Here is a 13,376-nt window from a genome sequence, read left to right on the forward strand (position 1 = left end):
ACCCAGGGCCTCCCAGAATCTCACGACTTCTGACACTCCCAGATGTCATGAGATCCAACAGTCCCAGAAGTCATGAGACAACACAGTACCCTAAAGTGCCGAACCGTCACCGCAAGGTACGAAGCGCTGATGCGAAGTGCCGAAGCGTCGTCGGAAGTGCCGAAGCGTCGTCGCCGGGTGGCCAACCGCAAGCAGCCGCACGCCCCGGACACCACCCCAGCCTCCACGTCCGCATCCTCGAACCGGAGGAGTCAGCCGATGACATTGTCGACCGCACGCGGCAACAGGTGAGGAAAACCGAAGGCCGGAGTTGCGGAATGTGACCCGCAACGCGCCCGCAGCGGTGCCCGAGGAGGCCCCCCACCACCCCGAACTACCCCCACTTTTCCGCGAGATTTCAGCCTTCAACCAGAGAGTTTGAAGGTGCTCGCACACACCGGTGGAGACCTTCCCGCCGCCGTCCTAACCTGGTCACGGTTACGCCAATGCATCTCGTGGAGGAAAGGACCTCACACCGTGCGCGTCGCACTATTCGCCACGTGTCTGGCAGACACGATGTTCCCCCAGGCCGCACAGGCCACCGTCAGTATTCTCGAGCGGCTCGGCCACGAGGTGGTCTTCCCCCAGGGGCAGGCCTGCTGCGGCCAGATGCACGCCAACACCGGCTACTTCAAGCAGGCCGCCTCCATCGTCGCCAACCACGTCAAGACCTTCGAGCCGGTCCTGGACGGGGAGTGGGACGCCGTCGTCGTCCCCTCCGGGTCCTGCGCGGGCGCCGCCCGGCACGAGCAGCGCCTGGTGGCTGAGCACGTGGGCGACTCCTCCCTGGTTAAGCGCGTGGACGCGCTGAGCAACTACACCTACGACATCTCCGAGTTCCTCATTGACGTGCTCGGACTGGAGGACGTAGGCGCCTACTTTCCGCACACGGTCACCTACCACCCCACCTGCCACTCCATGCGGGTGGCGCACGTGGGGGACCGCCCCTACCGGCTGCTGCGCGCAGTCGAGGGCCTGACCCTCATCGAGCTTCCCGATGAGAAGGTCTGCTGCGGATTCGGCGGCACCTTCTCCATCAAGAACTCCGACACCTCCACCGCCATGGTGGCGGACAAGGCCGCCAACGTCATGTCCACCGGCGCCGAGGTGCTGTGCACCGGTGACTACTCCTGCCTGATGAACATCGGCGGTGCCCTGTCCCGCGTCAACTCCGGCGTGCGCGTAATGCACCTGGCGGAGATCCTCGCCTCCACCAAGGAGGCCCCCTTTGAAGGCCACGCCTCCTTCCAGCCCAGCAAGGACCAGGTGAGACTGTGATGACCCAGACATTTCTAGGCATGCCCGCCTCCGCCCCCGACGAGCAGCCCCACACCGGCGGCTGGCGCACCAACGTCGAGGTCCCGCAGGACACGCTGCGCTGGGGCCACACCTTCCCCGAGGGAGCACACAAGACCCTTGCCAACACCCAGATGCGCCGCAACCTGGGCCACGCCACGCGCACCATCCGCAACAAGCGGCAAATGCGCGTGGACGAGATGCCGGACTGGGAGGACCTGCGCAACGCGGCGGAGGCCGTCAAGTTCGAGGTCGCCTCCCGCCTGCCCGAGCTGCTGGAGCAGTTCGAGGCGAATGTGACCGCCAACGGCGGCATCGTCCACTGGGCGCGCGACGCCGCGGAAGCCAACCGGATCGTAGCCGACATCATCAAGTCCAAGGGCGTGGACGACGTCGTCAAGGTCAAGTCCATGGCCACCCAGGAGACCAACCTCAACGAGTACCTGGCAGACGAGGGCATCACCGCCCACGAGACCGACCTGGCGGAGATGATCGTCCAGCTCGCCGACGACATGCCCTCCCACATCGTGGTCCCGGCGATCCACCGCAACCGCTCCGAGGTGCGCGGCATCTTCCTGGACCGCATGGGGGACGCGCCCGAGGACCTGTCGGACCAGCCCGAGGAGCTCGCCGGGGCCGCCCGCGCCCACCTGCGCCGCAAGTTCCTGCACGCCTCCGTGGCCGTCTCCGGCACCAACATGGGCATCGCCGAGACCGGCACCGTCTCCATCTTCGAGTCCGAGGGCAACGGCCGCATGTGCCTGACCCTGCCGGACACGCTGATCACGCTGATGGGCATCGAGAAGCTGGTACCGCGCTACCAGGATGCGGAGATCTTCACCCAGCTGCTGCCGCGCTCCGCCACCGGCGAGCGCATGAACCCCTACACCTCCATGTGGACGGGTGTCACCCCCGGCGACGGCCCCCAGGAGTTCCATCTGATCCTCATGGACAACGGCCGCACGAAGGTACTCACCGACCCGATCGGCAGGCAGGCACTGGCCTGCATCCGCTGCGGCTCGTGCATGAACATCTGCCCCGTCTACCAGCACACCGGCGGGCACGCCTACGGCTCGGTCTACCCCGGCCCGATCGGCTCAATCCTCACCCCCCAGCTCACGCAGGGGCTCGACGACGACGATCCGGTCCACACCCTGCCCTTCGCCTCCTCCCTGTGCGGGGCCTGCGCGGAGGTGTGCCCGGTCAAGATCGACATCCCCACCATCCTGATTCACCTGCGGGCCCGCAGCGTGGACGTCAAGCGCCGCCTGGTGCCGGACATGTGGGACGTGGCCATGAACACCACCGGCCCGCTCATGTCCAGCGGAAAGGCCTGGCTGGCGGCCACCGAGGGGGTCAAGGCCACCCGCCTGCTCGGGAAGGACGGCAGGATCGGCGCCCTGCCCTTCCCCGCCTCCCTGTGGACGCGCTCGCGCGACCTGCCCGTCGCCCCCAAGGAGTCGCTGCGGCACTGGTGGAAGCGCACCCACCCCGAGGGCATCACTCCTGCCCGCCCGGCAACCGACGCCGCAGCTGACGCCACCGCCCAGCCCACCACCGAGGAGAACCGCTGATGGACGCCAAGACCGCTATTCTCGCCCGCGCCCGTGAAGCGATCTCCCGCTCGCAGCAGGGTCGGCCCGTGCGGGAGGTCCCCCGCAACTACATTCGCGTCGGCGCCGACGCCCCCGGCTCGGAACCGGTGGTCGCGGACATGGCCGAGAAGCTCGAGGACTACTCCGCCAAGGTCGTGCGCGCCCCCAAGGATGCCGCCATCCTGGACGCCATTGACGAGCTGCTCGGGGATGCGCGCAGCGTCGTCGTCCCTGCCGGGCTGCCGCAGGCCTATAAGGACGCGGCCGCACGCGGCGGGCGCACGGTGCGCGAGGACTCCCGCGAGCAGCCGATCCCTACCCTCGAGCTGGACCAGCTCGATGCCGTGGTCACCTGCTCCCGCGTGGGCATCTCCCTGTCCGGCACAATCTGCCTGGACGGGGAGCCCGACCAGGGTCGGCGTGCCATCACGCTTGTTCCAGACAAGCATGTAGTCGTCCTGGAGCGGGAAATGATCATGCCGACGGTGCCGCAGGCGGTGGAGGTGCTCGGGCAGCACCCGACCCGCCCCACCACCTGGATCGCCGGCGGCTCGGCCACTTCCGATATCGAGCTGGTGCGTGTCAACGGCGTGCACGGCCCGCGTAACCTGGGCGTGGTGATCGCACACTGAAGCCGACTCTGGTGCCCGTGCGGAAGCCGACGCTGAAAGCGGCGGCAGGTGCGGCGCAGCTCCCCTCCCGGCACCGGGCGTCACGGCAACTGGCGGCCGCATGACAGCAAGTAGCCCAGAGCCGCTCTCGGCGCGCCCGGAGGCACGGGCGCGCCGAGAGGCGCTGATCCGCGAGCTGCGGGAACGCGGCGAGATGGAGGTATCCGAGCTCCCGGGGCGATTCGGGGTGTCCGTGGAGACCATCCGCCGCGACCTGCGCCACCTGGAGTCCAGTGGGCGCATCATCCGCACCTACGGGAGGGTTGCTGCCGCCGAGTCCGCCACCTATGAGACCAGCCGCGCCTTCCGCTCCAGCCACAACGCCGGTGAGAAGGACCGCATTGCCCGCGCCGCCGTGGCCTGCCTGGGGCACGCAGAAACGGTATTCCTGGACGAGGGCAACCAGCCGGCTCTGGTCGGGCGAGCCCTGCCCGAGGACCGTACCCTCACGGTCGTTACCACTTCCCTGCCAACCGCGATTGAGCTGGCCGAGCGGCCCCGCTACACCGTGATCGCCGTCGGCGGCCGGATACGGCCCAAGACTCTCGGCGCCGTCGACCACTGGGCCACCGCCATGCTGGCGCGAATCGAGCCGGACCTGGCGTTCATCGGAGCCAATGGCATCACCGATGACGGCTGGCTGACCACCCCGGATCCTGCTGTGGCAGCAGTCAAGGAGGCAGCCCTAACGGTGGCCCACCGCACCATCCTGGTGGGCAGCCACACCAAGTTCGGCCACTCCACCTTCGTGCGCTTCGGCCACGTGCGCTCGCTGGAGCGCATCATCACCGGCCGGGAGCTGCGGGCCGCGACGGCGCGCAGACTTGGCGCCCTGGGTCCCCAGGTCGAACGAGTCTGAGCGGGAGCGGCACTTTAGGAGCAGGAGCCTGGCAGCCACCCGGTGCCGCCAGCCGGCGGCGCGCGGCCAAGCCGCCGCCGACTGCAGCCCCAAGTTCGCCCGCTCCCGTCCCCACTTGGGGCGAAGGCTGTCGGAAACGGTCACCGGCACGCCCGGCTTCGGTAACCGCCGTCCCCTCGCGGGCGCCCTGAGCCGCGTCGCCGAGGCGCTTGAGGAGCCGGACACCGGTAAACCTGACGTGCCCAACCGGTCACCGAAGCGGTCACCTCCCGGTCGCAAACTGGGTTTACCGGCGAAGGACGCCGGCCCTGACCCAGCGACCAAAGGTGATCGAGCAACGATGCCCTCCTCCAACAGGTTCATAGCAGCCATACAGAAAACCGGATTCCCCACCAACCTCGCGGCCGGCTTCCTGGCCGTCATCATCTTCGTGATCGGTGACGGGATCGAAGCGGTGTGGATCACCAACTACCTGTCCAGCGACGCCGTCGGCTTCGCCGTCTCCCAGGCCTCAATGATCGTTACCTCCTACGGCGTAGTGGTGGCCATCGCAGCCTTCCTTTCTGGCGCCCTGTGCGACGCAATCGGCTGCCGCCGGGTGATGCTGATCGGCCTGGTCTCCTTCCTGGTGTTCGACGCGCTGTTCATCGCGGTGGGCCTGCCCAGCCACAACCTGCCACTGCTGCTGCTGTTCTACGGCATGCGCGGCTTCGGGTATCCCATGTTCGCCTACGGGTTCCTCACCTGGACCATGATGGTGACCCCGCCCGCACGCCAGTCCTCGGTCTCCGGCTGGTTCTGGTTCGCCTTCAGCTTCGGCATGCAGCTGCTCGGCTCCTACTTCTCCAGCCTGCTGCTGCCGCACATCGGCCACATCGCCACCCTGTGGCTCGGCTGGGTCCTCGCCGCGGTTGGCGGCGTGATCGGCATGCTGTTCCTGCGCATGCACCCCTCCTCGGCGCAGACCCAGGGCAAGTCGGTGGCGCAGTCCGTCGGCTCGGCCGTGTCCGTGCTGTGGCGCTACCCGAAGGTCTCCATCGGCGGCATCGTGAAGGTCATCAACCTCTCCGGCCAGTACGGCATGCAGGCCTACTACGTGGTCTACCTGCACAAGGTCTACGGGATGCCCGAGTCCCAGGCCATCCTGGAGTTCTCCATCTTTGGCTTCGTGGCCATCATTGGCGACGTGTTCTGGGGCGTGGTCGGTGACAAGCTGGGCTGGCGCAACACCCTGCAGTGGTTCGCCACCCCGATTACGGCGGCGGCGCTGGCCTACATCTACCTGATCCCGATCGTCGCGGGCCCGAACTTCTTCCTGATCGCCCTGGGCACCTCCGCCGTCGGCATCGGGCTCAGCGCCCACGTACCCACCACGCCGCTGATCACCGCTCACGCCCACGGCGAGACCGGCAACGCGCTGGCCATCCTGAATCTCGGTGCCGGACTGGGCGCCTTCGTGGGCCCCGCCATCGTCACCCTGCTGATGGGTGACGAGACCACCGCCGGCGGCTACCTGTGGGTGGCCATGGCGCTGGCCGGCATCTACGTCATCTCCTTCTTCCTGTGCTTCGCCCTGAAGCTGCCCGGCAACGCCCGCATCCTCGAGTCCTTCGGCGACGAGGACGCCGACGCACACAAGGAGGCAGTCACCGCCTGATCCCGCACCAGCAGCGCCGTCGTCACCCGGCCGGGGCGCCTGCCGCGGCCCGGCCGGGAGCCGACCCAAGAACCCGTCCGACTCCGCACCGCTAAACCCGATCCAAGACAAGGATGTCAACATGACCACCACACTCGCCGCCTCCCCCCTCGCCCCCACCTACGACCGCTCCGCCATCACCACCGGCATCGTCCACATGGGTGTGGGCGGCTTCCACCGCGCCCACCAGGCCATGTACCTCGACCGCCTGATGCGAGATGGCAAGGCCTTGGACTGGGGCATCTGCGGGGTGGGCCTGCTGCCCCAGGACGCCCGCATGCGCGACGCCCTGACCGGGCAGGACTTCCTGTACAGCCTGACCCTCAAGCACCCCGACGGCCACCACGAGCCGGCGATCATCGGCTCCATCTGCGACTACCGCTTCGCACCCGAGGACCGCGCCGGCGTGCTGGAGGTGATGACCGCAGCCACCACGCGGATCGTCTCCCTGACCGTCACCGAGGGCGGGTACAACATCGACGACGCCACCGGCACCTTCCGTGCCGAGGCCCCCGGGGCCGCCCACGACGCCGCCAACCCCAGCGAGCCGGAGACCTCCTTCGGCTACATCGTGGAGGCGCTGCGGCTGCGCCGCGAGGCCGGGGTCGCACCCTTCACCGTGATGAGCTGCGACAACCTGCCCGGCAACGGGAAGATCGCCCGCACCGCCGTCGTGTCCCAGGCGCGCCTGTCCGACCCGGAGCTGGCGGACTGGATCGACGCCAACGTCGCCTTCCCCAACTGCATGGTTGACCGCATCACCCCGCAGACCACCCCCGCCGATATTGAGGAGGTGCGCGCCGAGCTGGGCGTGGAGGACGCCTGGCCGGTGGTGGCCGAGCCCTTCACCCAGTGGGTGCTGGAGGACGACTTCCCCGCCGGGCGCCCACCCTACGAGGAGGTCGGGGTGCAGATGGTCGACGACGTCGTCCCCTACGAGCTGATGAAGCTGCGGCTGCTGAACGCCTCCCACCAGGGCCTGGCGCACTGGGGGCGGCTGCTGGGCATGGAGTACGCGCACACGGCCGCCGCCGACGGCGACATCGCCGCCTGGGTGCGCACCTACCTGGAGCGCGAGGCGCGGCCGCGGCTGCTGCCCGTGCCGGGCATCGACCTGGATGAGTACATCGACACGCTCTTCGAGCGCTTCACCAATGAGGCGATCGCGGACACGCTGCTGCGGCTGGCGCAGTTCGGCCCCTCCGGCATGCCGAAGTTCGTGCTGCCGACCGTGCGCGACAACCTCGCCGCGGGCGGGCCGATCCGCCTGGGCGCGGCCATGTGCGCCGCCTGGTCGCTGGGGGTGCTCGGCACCGACGAGAACGGGGAGGCGATCCCGGTGGCCGACGACCTGCGGCCCTTCGCGGAGAAGCAGGAGGCGGGCGACGAGCTCGGCTTCATCGGCAACCGGGAGATCTTCGGCGACCTGGCCGACGACGAGCGCTTCCGCACCGCCTACACCGAGGAGCTGGCGGCGCTCAAGCGCGAGGGCGCCCGCGCCCGCATGCGCGCCCTGCTCGGCTCGCCTGAATGATCACCCGACTCCCTTCACCGAGACCGGCACTCGTTACACGCCCAAACCGGCACTTGTAACACACCGAAACCGGCACCAATGACGGGCCCGGCGACTTTGGTCGCCGGGCCCGTCGGATGCGTCGGATTAACAGAGCCGCGCTGAATCAGCCGGCCGCCGTCGCCTTGTTCTCCTCCTGCCGTGCCGCCCGCTCGGCGGCGGGCAGCCAGCCGGTGTTCACCAGTCGCACCTGGTACCACCAAGCAACCGCGAACAGGATCGCGCCGAAGGCGAGTGCGCTGAGCGAGCCGCCGACGGCCCCCAGACGACTGAGCAGCCCCACGATCGAACCGAACCAGCCGAAGTCGGCGTCACCAAAGGTGGAATTGGCCAAACCGAGTGAACCCATGACGGTCAGCAGCGCGGCGGGCAGGAAGGTGATAAGCACGCCATTGACGAAACCGCCCAGAATCGCACCGCGACGCCCGCCTGTGGCATTGCCGAATACACCGGCGCCGCCGCCGTCGAAGAAGTGCGGGACCATGCCGGGCAGGATCAGCGCCATCCCCCAAGCAGGACCGAACCAGACGGCAATCAGCGCCAAAGACGCCAGACCGCCCACGAAGGAGGCGATGAATCCGATCAGGGAGGCGTTGGGCCCAAAGGGGAATACGATCGGGATGTCGAGCGCGGGCTTGGCGCCGGGCACCACCCGGTTGGCGATTCCCTGGAACGCGGGAACCAGCTCACCGAGGATGATGCGCACCCCATACAGGATGATGCTGACGCCGATTCCGAACTGCAGCGCCTGGGCGAAGGCCGCCATGATGTAGGAGCCGTAGGTGTCGGAGGTCTGAGCCCCCTCGAAGACGCCCATTAGCTCCTCCTTGGGCACGGCGACAATCCCCCAGACGGCGAACACCAGGTACAGGACCAGCATGAGCAGCGTCGTCGAGACCATGGAGTCGCGCAGGAAGCGCAGCCCCTGCGGAAACTTCATGTCCTCGGTAGAGCGCGAACGCTTACCGACGGCGCTGCCGAGCGCGCCCGCCAACAGGTAACCGACCGTGTTGAAGTGCCCGACCGCCAGCTTGTCATCCCCGGTCACCCGGTTCATGTACGGCTGGGCGAACGTCGGCATCACCACCATGATGGTGCCCATAAGCACCGAGCCGATCACTACCACGAGGGCGGAGTGCCCGGGGCCGAAGCCCACCGAGAGGACCACGGCCAGCAGCGTCGCCATGAACACCATGTGGTGTCCGGTCAGGAACACGTACTTCAGCGGGCTGAACCTGGCCAGCAGCAGCATGATCAAGAAGCTGAGCACGATGAGGTAGGCGGAGGTGGTCCCGTACTCGCTCGCGGCCTGGGCGGTGATGACCTCGTTGGTCGGGACCACGCCGTGGGCCCCGGTGACCCTGAAGATGAGGTCGCCGAAGGGGGCCAAGGAGCTGGTCACCACCGTGGCGCCGGCGCCGAGGATCAGGTAGCCCATTGCGGCCTTGAGTCCCCCGCCGATGACCTGCCCGGCAGACTTGCGCAGGGCGATCAGGCCGACAGCTGCGACGATACCGATCAGGTAGGCGGGAACGTTGAGGATCTCCTGGCTGATGAAATCGAGTACCGCAACCAGCACGTTCACTGGGTCTTCTCCCTTAGGGCGGCCTCGATCTCAGAGATGTCAGTGAAGTTGTGGACCACGGCGATCGGGGCGGACAGGCCCGTGAGCTCCTCGGCCAGCTCGGCGGAGGTGATAATCAGGTCGGCGCTCTGCGCGGCGCCCTTGGCGGTGCCGATATCGGAGGTGGAGACGTCGGCGTCCAGGCCGAGCGAGGCGGCGGCCTGCTCGACGTTCATCTTCAGCAGCATCGAGGTGCCGATGCCCATGCCGCAGACGCAGGTGATGTTCATTCTTCTTCCAATCCGGTAGAGGTGGTGGTATCGGTTGAGCTGGGGTCAAGCAGTCCGCGGAGCGCCGCCGGGGTGGGTGCACGGTCCAGCTCCGCGCGCGAGGCGGGGTCTGACAGAGCACGGGCGAGGGCGGCCATGACATCCAGGTGCTCGCGCTCGTCCTTGGCGGCCAAGCCGATGATGTGACGCACCGGATCGTTCGGGCTGCCGAACTCGACGGGGTGCACCAGCCGCACCCAGCTCATGCCGGTGCGCAGCACAGCCGGGGAGGGCCGCGAGTGCGCCAAGGCGAGCCCCGGAGCGATCACAATGTAGGGACCGTGCTCCTCAACGGCCGCGATCATCTCCTCGGTGTATTCGGGCGTCGCCGCCCCGGAAGCGGTGAGCCCCTCGCCCGCGAGCCGGAGTGCGCCGCGCCAGTCGGTCGCGTCGACGTCGAGCCGGAAGGAGGTATCCGGTAAGGCGGTGGACAGAGTGAGAGCGGCCATCATTGCCTCTTCTCGTCATATGGGCCGGTGGGTTCCGGTGAGCATGACGATACCGGCCGCAGGCCCGTTATGTAAAGAGCTTTACAAAACTGTCTGGAGCCGGTCGCCGCGAGGTCACCCGGGACAGCAGCATGTCCAGATGGGCGGGGGCAGTCAGTAGATCCTGGGCCAGCAGCGCCGCGCCAACGACGCCGGCGTCCGCCCCTAACTGCGCCGAGGCGATCATGAGCGGCCGAGTGGCCTCCTGCGGCCCGACGGCGTCAAGGGCGGCCCGCAGCGGGTCCAGGAACACTGCTCCGCCGTCGGCGAGGGCACCGGCAACCACCACCGCGGAGGGATTGAGAACCGCAACGACCGGGGCGAGCGCACGGCCCACGAGTCGCGCAGACAGTTCGAGCAGCTCGATACTCAGTGAGTCCCCGCGCAGGGCGAGCCCGGAGAGCTCTTCGCTACTGTCCACCGTCCAGCCGGCCGCGCTCAGCCGTTCCCGCAGGGCCCAGCCACCGGCCACCGACTCCAGGCAGCCGAATCGCCCGCAACGGCACTGCCGCCCCTCCGGAATCCGCACGTGCCCGATCTCTCCGGCCGCCCCGGTGGCGCCCGTGCGCACGACGCCATTAATCACGGCGGCCGCGGCGATCCCCTCGCCCGCCTTAACCAGGACGATGTCGTCGGAGCTGGACCAGCGCATCCGGTACTCGCCGAGTGCGGTCACCTGTACGTCACTGCCCACGGCCACCGGGACACCATCGAAGTCTCCCGTCAGCTCCGCGGCGATGTCCACGCCGTGCCAGCCGGGCATCAGCGCGGGGTGGACCAGGCGCCCCGAGAGGGGGTCGACCGCGCCGGGAACGCATACTCCCGCACCCAGGACGCTACCCGTGGCACCGATTTGCTTGACCATTGCCTGCAGACGACGACGGACCCACGGGAGTACCGCGCCAGGACCACCGGAGAGGTCCAGTAGCCGGTCATCGCGCACCAGGATCGTCCCCGCGAAGTCCGTCACCGCCAGGCGGGTGCGCGCGCTGCCAATGTCGACGGCTAGCAGCGTGCCGCAGCCGGGGCGAATCCGGAAGACCGTGCGCGGCCTGCCACCGGTTGAGGCGTCCTGACCGGCCTCATCCACCAGCCCCGAGCGCAGCAGCGCGTCGAGCCGCTTGCCCAGCGTGACCCGCGAGAGCTGCAGACGATCCTGAAGCTCGGGCCGGGTAGTCGCCTCTCCGCGACGGATCAGCCCGAGGAGTTCGCTGGTCTCAGCCTCTCGAACGTTGCCCATCACGCCGCCTCACGCTTGCCCCTCGCCGAGATAGTACCCAATCCGCCGCAATCGGCGGCAGCCCCAGGATCGAGATCACGCCACCGCGCCCGGTCAGGGCCCCGCGCGCCCGGTCAGGGCCCCGCGCCCGGTCAGGGCCCCGCGCGCCCGGTCAGGGCCCCGCGCGCCGGCTTCCTGACGGCCCCGGGCAGTGAACCCGTGTTCGCGTGATTCACCCCGCCCGCCCCGATCCGCATTTGCATTTCCCGACAACGCAGCCGTGCCCACCTGCACCCGCCCGGCAGGCTAGCCTTGGGCACCGTGAGCACCCGCGTCATCCTGCTTGCCGGCCCGTCCGGCTCCGGTAAGACGTCCCTGCTGCGGCGCTGCGGCGCGCGTCGGCTCAAACTTGACGACTTCTACCGCGACGGCGACGAGCCGGGCATGCCGCTGCTGGACGGCGGCGTCTCCGGCGCTGAAGGCGTCACCCGGGCCGAGGCCCACAGCGCCATCGACTGGGACAACCCCGCCTCATGGGACGCAGACCGGGCAATGACCGCAATCCTCGACCTGTGCGCCACGGGCACGGCGACCGTGCCCGTGTACTCAATCCCGGATAACGCCACGGTCGACTACACGACCCTCGACGTCGACGCCCTGCCGGCCTTCGTCGCGGAGGGCGTGTTCGCCGCGGAGCTCGTTGACCGCTGCCGGGAGGCCGGCGTACTGGCCGATGCGCTCGTACTGCGGCGCCCACGGCTGCAGACCTGGTGGTTCCGACTGCGCCGCGACCTGGCCGAGCACCGTAAGCCGGTACACGTGCTGCTGCGTCGTGGCCTCCGGCTCGCCCGCGAGGAGCCCGCCAAGATCGCCGGCTGGGCGGCGAAGGGCTGCCGCCCGGTTGACCGCGCCGAGTGCGAGGCGACTATCGCTCGCCACCTCGGCGCGGACGTCCAGCAGTCGCGGGCCGACGACGCCGCCTAAGTCCCGTGCCTCGTCCCCCGCTTCCCCGGCCGCCCCGGGCGAAACCGATCCGGCCGCGGGATCTTGAGCCCGTCGGCGCCGTCGTCCTGCGGGCGGGCGGCTACGTCGACCGAGCGCGCCTCAGCGGCGTCGATGTCTCAGGGGTGGATCTGCGCGGGTTGGAGCTGGTCGAGTGCGTAGTTGAGGACGTGCGGGCCGATCGCGCTCATCTTGAGGAGTTGCGCCTGGCGGAGTCACGCGTGGACCGCTTGACCGCCTCCGAACTGCACGCGCAGCGGTCGGTGTGGCGTGAGGTGTCCTGGGAGTCCTCCCGGGTCGGGGCCTGCGAATGTCATGACGCGCAGTGGCGCAGCGTGCTGATTGAGGGCTGCCGCATCGGTTTCCTGGGGCTGGGACGGAGCAATCTGCTGGATGTGCGCCTGCGCGACTGCGCGCTGGACACGCTCGACCTGACTGCCGCCACGCTCAACCGGGTCGCTTTCGAGGACTGCCGCGTGGGCGAGCTGCGGATCCGGGAGAGTCGGCTCAAAGACGTGGACCTGCGTGGACTCACGCTTAATCAGCTCGACGACGCCGCGGGCCTGCGCGGTGCCTGGGTGGGTGCCGAGCAACTCGCGGAACTCGCGCCCGCGCTCGCCGCGCATGTGGGCCTTCGTGTCATCTAACCGCCGCTCCCCGCCAGTCTTTCTTCGCCTCGCCGAGTTCGGTCGAAGTTGCGCACCGAGTTCGGTCGCTCATAGGGCCCAAGGTAGGTCGGTACGGGTGAAGGTAGGTCTGTACCGGTGAAGGTAGGTCGGTACGGGCGCACAAGCGCTGGTAGCAAGATGCGGCCCCGGGCCGCGCGCCCGGTACCACGGCCGGCCCGGAATGTGATGGGTTTTCCACAGGCGCGATGGAGCCAGTAGCGCCGCGGCTGCTGGTCACGCTACGGTTGCGTGCGTTAACGCCAAGCCGAAGCCCCAGCAAGTCCCGCCCGGGTCCTCATCGAGGAGGCCACCCCCAACATGCCCACACACCCAAGCAAGCCACACGCCAGCACCCGCCACCACCAGGCCCGCGCCGC

General features: G+C 68.8%; 12 protein-coding genes. 8 read left to right on the top strand and 4 right to left on the bottom strand.

Translation table 11 applies throughout. The annotated features are described in order from the left end of the window. The first annotated feature begins 516 nt into the window (after positions 1 to 516). The 6 genes from GZ998_RS07065 (at position 517) to GZ998_RS07090 (ending at position 7,690) form a co-directional block, all read left to right on the top strand. Positions 517 to 1,317, top strand: coding sequence for a (Fe-S)-binding protein (locus tag GZ998_RS07065; RefSeq protein ID WP_219109446.1), 801 nt, complete (start codon positions 517 to 519; stop codon positions 1,315 to 1,317). Continuing rightward, positions 1,317 to 2,909 (top strand): LutB/LldF family L-lactate oxidation iron-sulfur protein, encoded by a 1,593-nt coding sequence (locus GZ998_RS07070; RefSeq protein ID WP_161924857.1) that lies wholly within the window; start codon positions 1,317 to 1,319, stop codon positions 2,907 to 2,909. Before GZ998_RS07065 ends, GZ998_RS07070 begins: the two co-directional genes overlap by 1 nt. Next, positions 2,909 to 3,562, top strand: a complete 654-nt coding sequence (locus GZ998_RS07075; RefSeq protein ID WP_161924858.1) for an LUD domain-containing protein — start codon at positions 2,909 to 2,911, stop codon at positions 3,560 to 3,562. Before GZ998_RS07070 ends, GZ998_RS07075 begins: the two co-directional genes overlap by 1 nt. A gap of 100 nt (positions 3,563 to 3,662) precedes the next feature. Beyond that, the gene (locus GZ998_RS07080) at positions 3,663 to 4,460 is read left to right on the top strand and encodes a DeoR/GlpR family DNA-binding transcription regulator (RefSeq protein ID WP_161924859.1); all 798 of its coding nucleotides are present in this window, start codon (positions 3,663 to 3,665) and stop codon (positions 4,458 to 4,460) included. Between the two features lie 340 nt (positions 4,461 to 4,800). Next, positions 4,801 to 6,117 carry an RbtT/DalT/CsbX family MFS transporter gene (locus tag GZ998_RS07085; protein ID WP_161924860.1) on the top strand — a complete coding sequence of 439 codons (1,317 nt, stop codon included), beginning with the start codon at positions 4,801 to 4,803 and terminating at the stop codon, positions 6,115 to 6,117. 121 nt (positions 6,118 to 6,238) lie between these two features. Beyond that, positions 6,239 to 7,690 (top strand): mannitol dehydrogenase family protein, encoded by a 1,452-nt coding sequence (locus GZ998_RS07090; protein ID WP_219109447.1) that lies wholly within the window; start codon positions 6,239 to 6,241, stop codon positions 7,688 to 7,690. Between the two features lie 145 nt (positions 7,691 to 7,835). On the opposite strand, the gene GZ998_RS07095 is transcribed toward GZ998_RS07090, so the two are convergent. From GZ998_RS07095 to GZ998_RS07110, 4 genes are all read right to left on the bottom strand, one after another. Then, positions 7,836 to 9,314 carry a PTS ascorbate transporter subunit IIC gene (locus tag GZ998_RS07095; protein ID WP_161924861.1) on the bottom strand — a complete coding sequence of 493 codons (1,479 nt, stop codon included), beginning with the start codon at positions 9,312 to 9,314 and terminating at the stop codon, positions 7,836 to 7,838. After that, positions 9,311 to 9,583 carry a PTS sugar transporter subunit IIB gene (locus GZ998_RS07100; protein ID WP_219109448.1) on the bottom strand — a complete coding sequence of 91 codons (273 nt, stop codon included), beginning with the start codon at positions 9,581 to 9,583 and terminating at the stop codon, positions 9,311 to 9,313. Before GZ998_RS07100 ends, GZ998_RS07095 begins: the two co-directional genes overlap by 4 nt. Continuing rightward, entirely contained in the window at positions 9,580 to 10,071 is a 492-nt protein-coding gene (locus GZ998_RS07105; protein ID WP_219109449.1) for a PTS sugar transporter subunit IIA, read from the bottom strand. Before GZ998_RS07105 ends, GZ998_RS07100 begins: the two co-directional genes overlap by 4 nt. 67 nt (positions 10,072 to 10,138) lie before the next feature. Beyond that, positions 10,139 to 11,350, bottom strand: a complete 1,212-nt coding sequence (locus tag GZ998_RS07110) for an ROK family transcriptional regulator (RefSeq protein ID WP_219109450.1) — start codon at positions 11,348 to 11,350, stop codon at positions 10,139 to 10,141. A gap of 300 nt (positions 11,351 to 11,650) precedes the next feature. Between GZ998_RS07110 and GZ998_RS07115 the strand changes: the two genes are divergently transcribed. Both GZ998_RS07115 and GZ998_RS07120 read left to right on the top strand, forming a co-directional pair. Beyond that, positions 11,651 to 12,313, top strand: a complete 663-nt coding sequence (locus tag GZ998_RS07115; RefSeq protein ID WP_161924864.1) for an ATP-binding protein — start codon at positions 11,651 to 11,653, stop codon at positions 12,311 to 12,313. A 5-nt stretch (positions 12,314 to 12,318) separates the two neighbouring features. Continuing rightward, positions 12,319 to 12,978 carry a pentapeptide repeat-containing protein gene (locus GZ998_RS07120; protein WP_161924865.1) on the top strand — a complete coding sequence of 220 codons (660 nt, stop codon included), beginning with the start codon at positions 12,319 to 12,321 and terminating at the stop codon, positions 12,976 to 12,978. The last annotated feature ends 398 nt before the right edge of the window (positions 12,979 to 13,376 follow it).

This window comes from Actinomyces sp. 594 (assembly GCF_019325145.1).
Taxonomy (GTDB): Bacteria; Actinomycetota; Actinomycetes; order Actinomycetales; family Actinomycetaceae; genus Actinomyces.

Bases quoted from the DNA above. Each gene is read 5' to 3' on its own strand.
- GZ998_RS07070 (WP_161924857.1), top strand. From the start codon at position 1,317: ATGACCCAGACATTTCTAGGCATGCCCGCCTCCGCCCCCGACGAGCAG.
- GZ998_RS07075 (WP_161924858.1), top strand. From the start codon at position 2,909: ATGGACGCCAAGACCGCTATTCTCGCCCGCGCCCGTGAAGCGATCTCC.
- GZ998_RS07080 (WP_161924859.1), top strand. From the start codon at position 3,663: ATGACAGCAAGTAGCCCAGAGCCGCTCTCGGCGCGCCCGGAGGCACGG.
- GZ998_RS07085 (WP_161924860.1), top strand. From the start codon at position 4,801: ATGCCCTCCTCCAACAGGTTCATAGCAGCCATACAGAAAACCGGATTC.
- GZ998_RS07090 (WP_219109447.1), top strand. From the start codon at position 6,239: ATGACCACCACACTCGCCGCCTCCCCCCTCGCCCCCACCTACGACCGC.
- GZ998_RS07100 (WP_219109448.1), bottom strand. From the start codon at position 9,583: ATGAACATCACCTGCGTCTGCGGCATGGGCATCGGCACCTCGATGCTG.
- GZ998_RS07105 (WP_219109449.1), bottom strand. From the start codon at position 10,071: ATGGCCGCTCTCACTCTGTCCACCGCCTTACCGGATACCTCCTTCCGG.
- GZ998_RS07110 (WP_219109450.1), bottom strand. From the start codon at position 11,350: ATGGGCAACGTTCGAGAGGCTGAGACCAGCGAACTCCTCGGGCTGATC.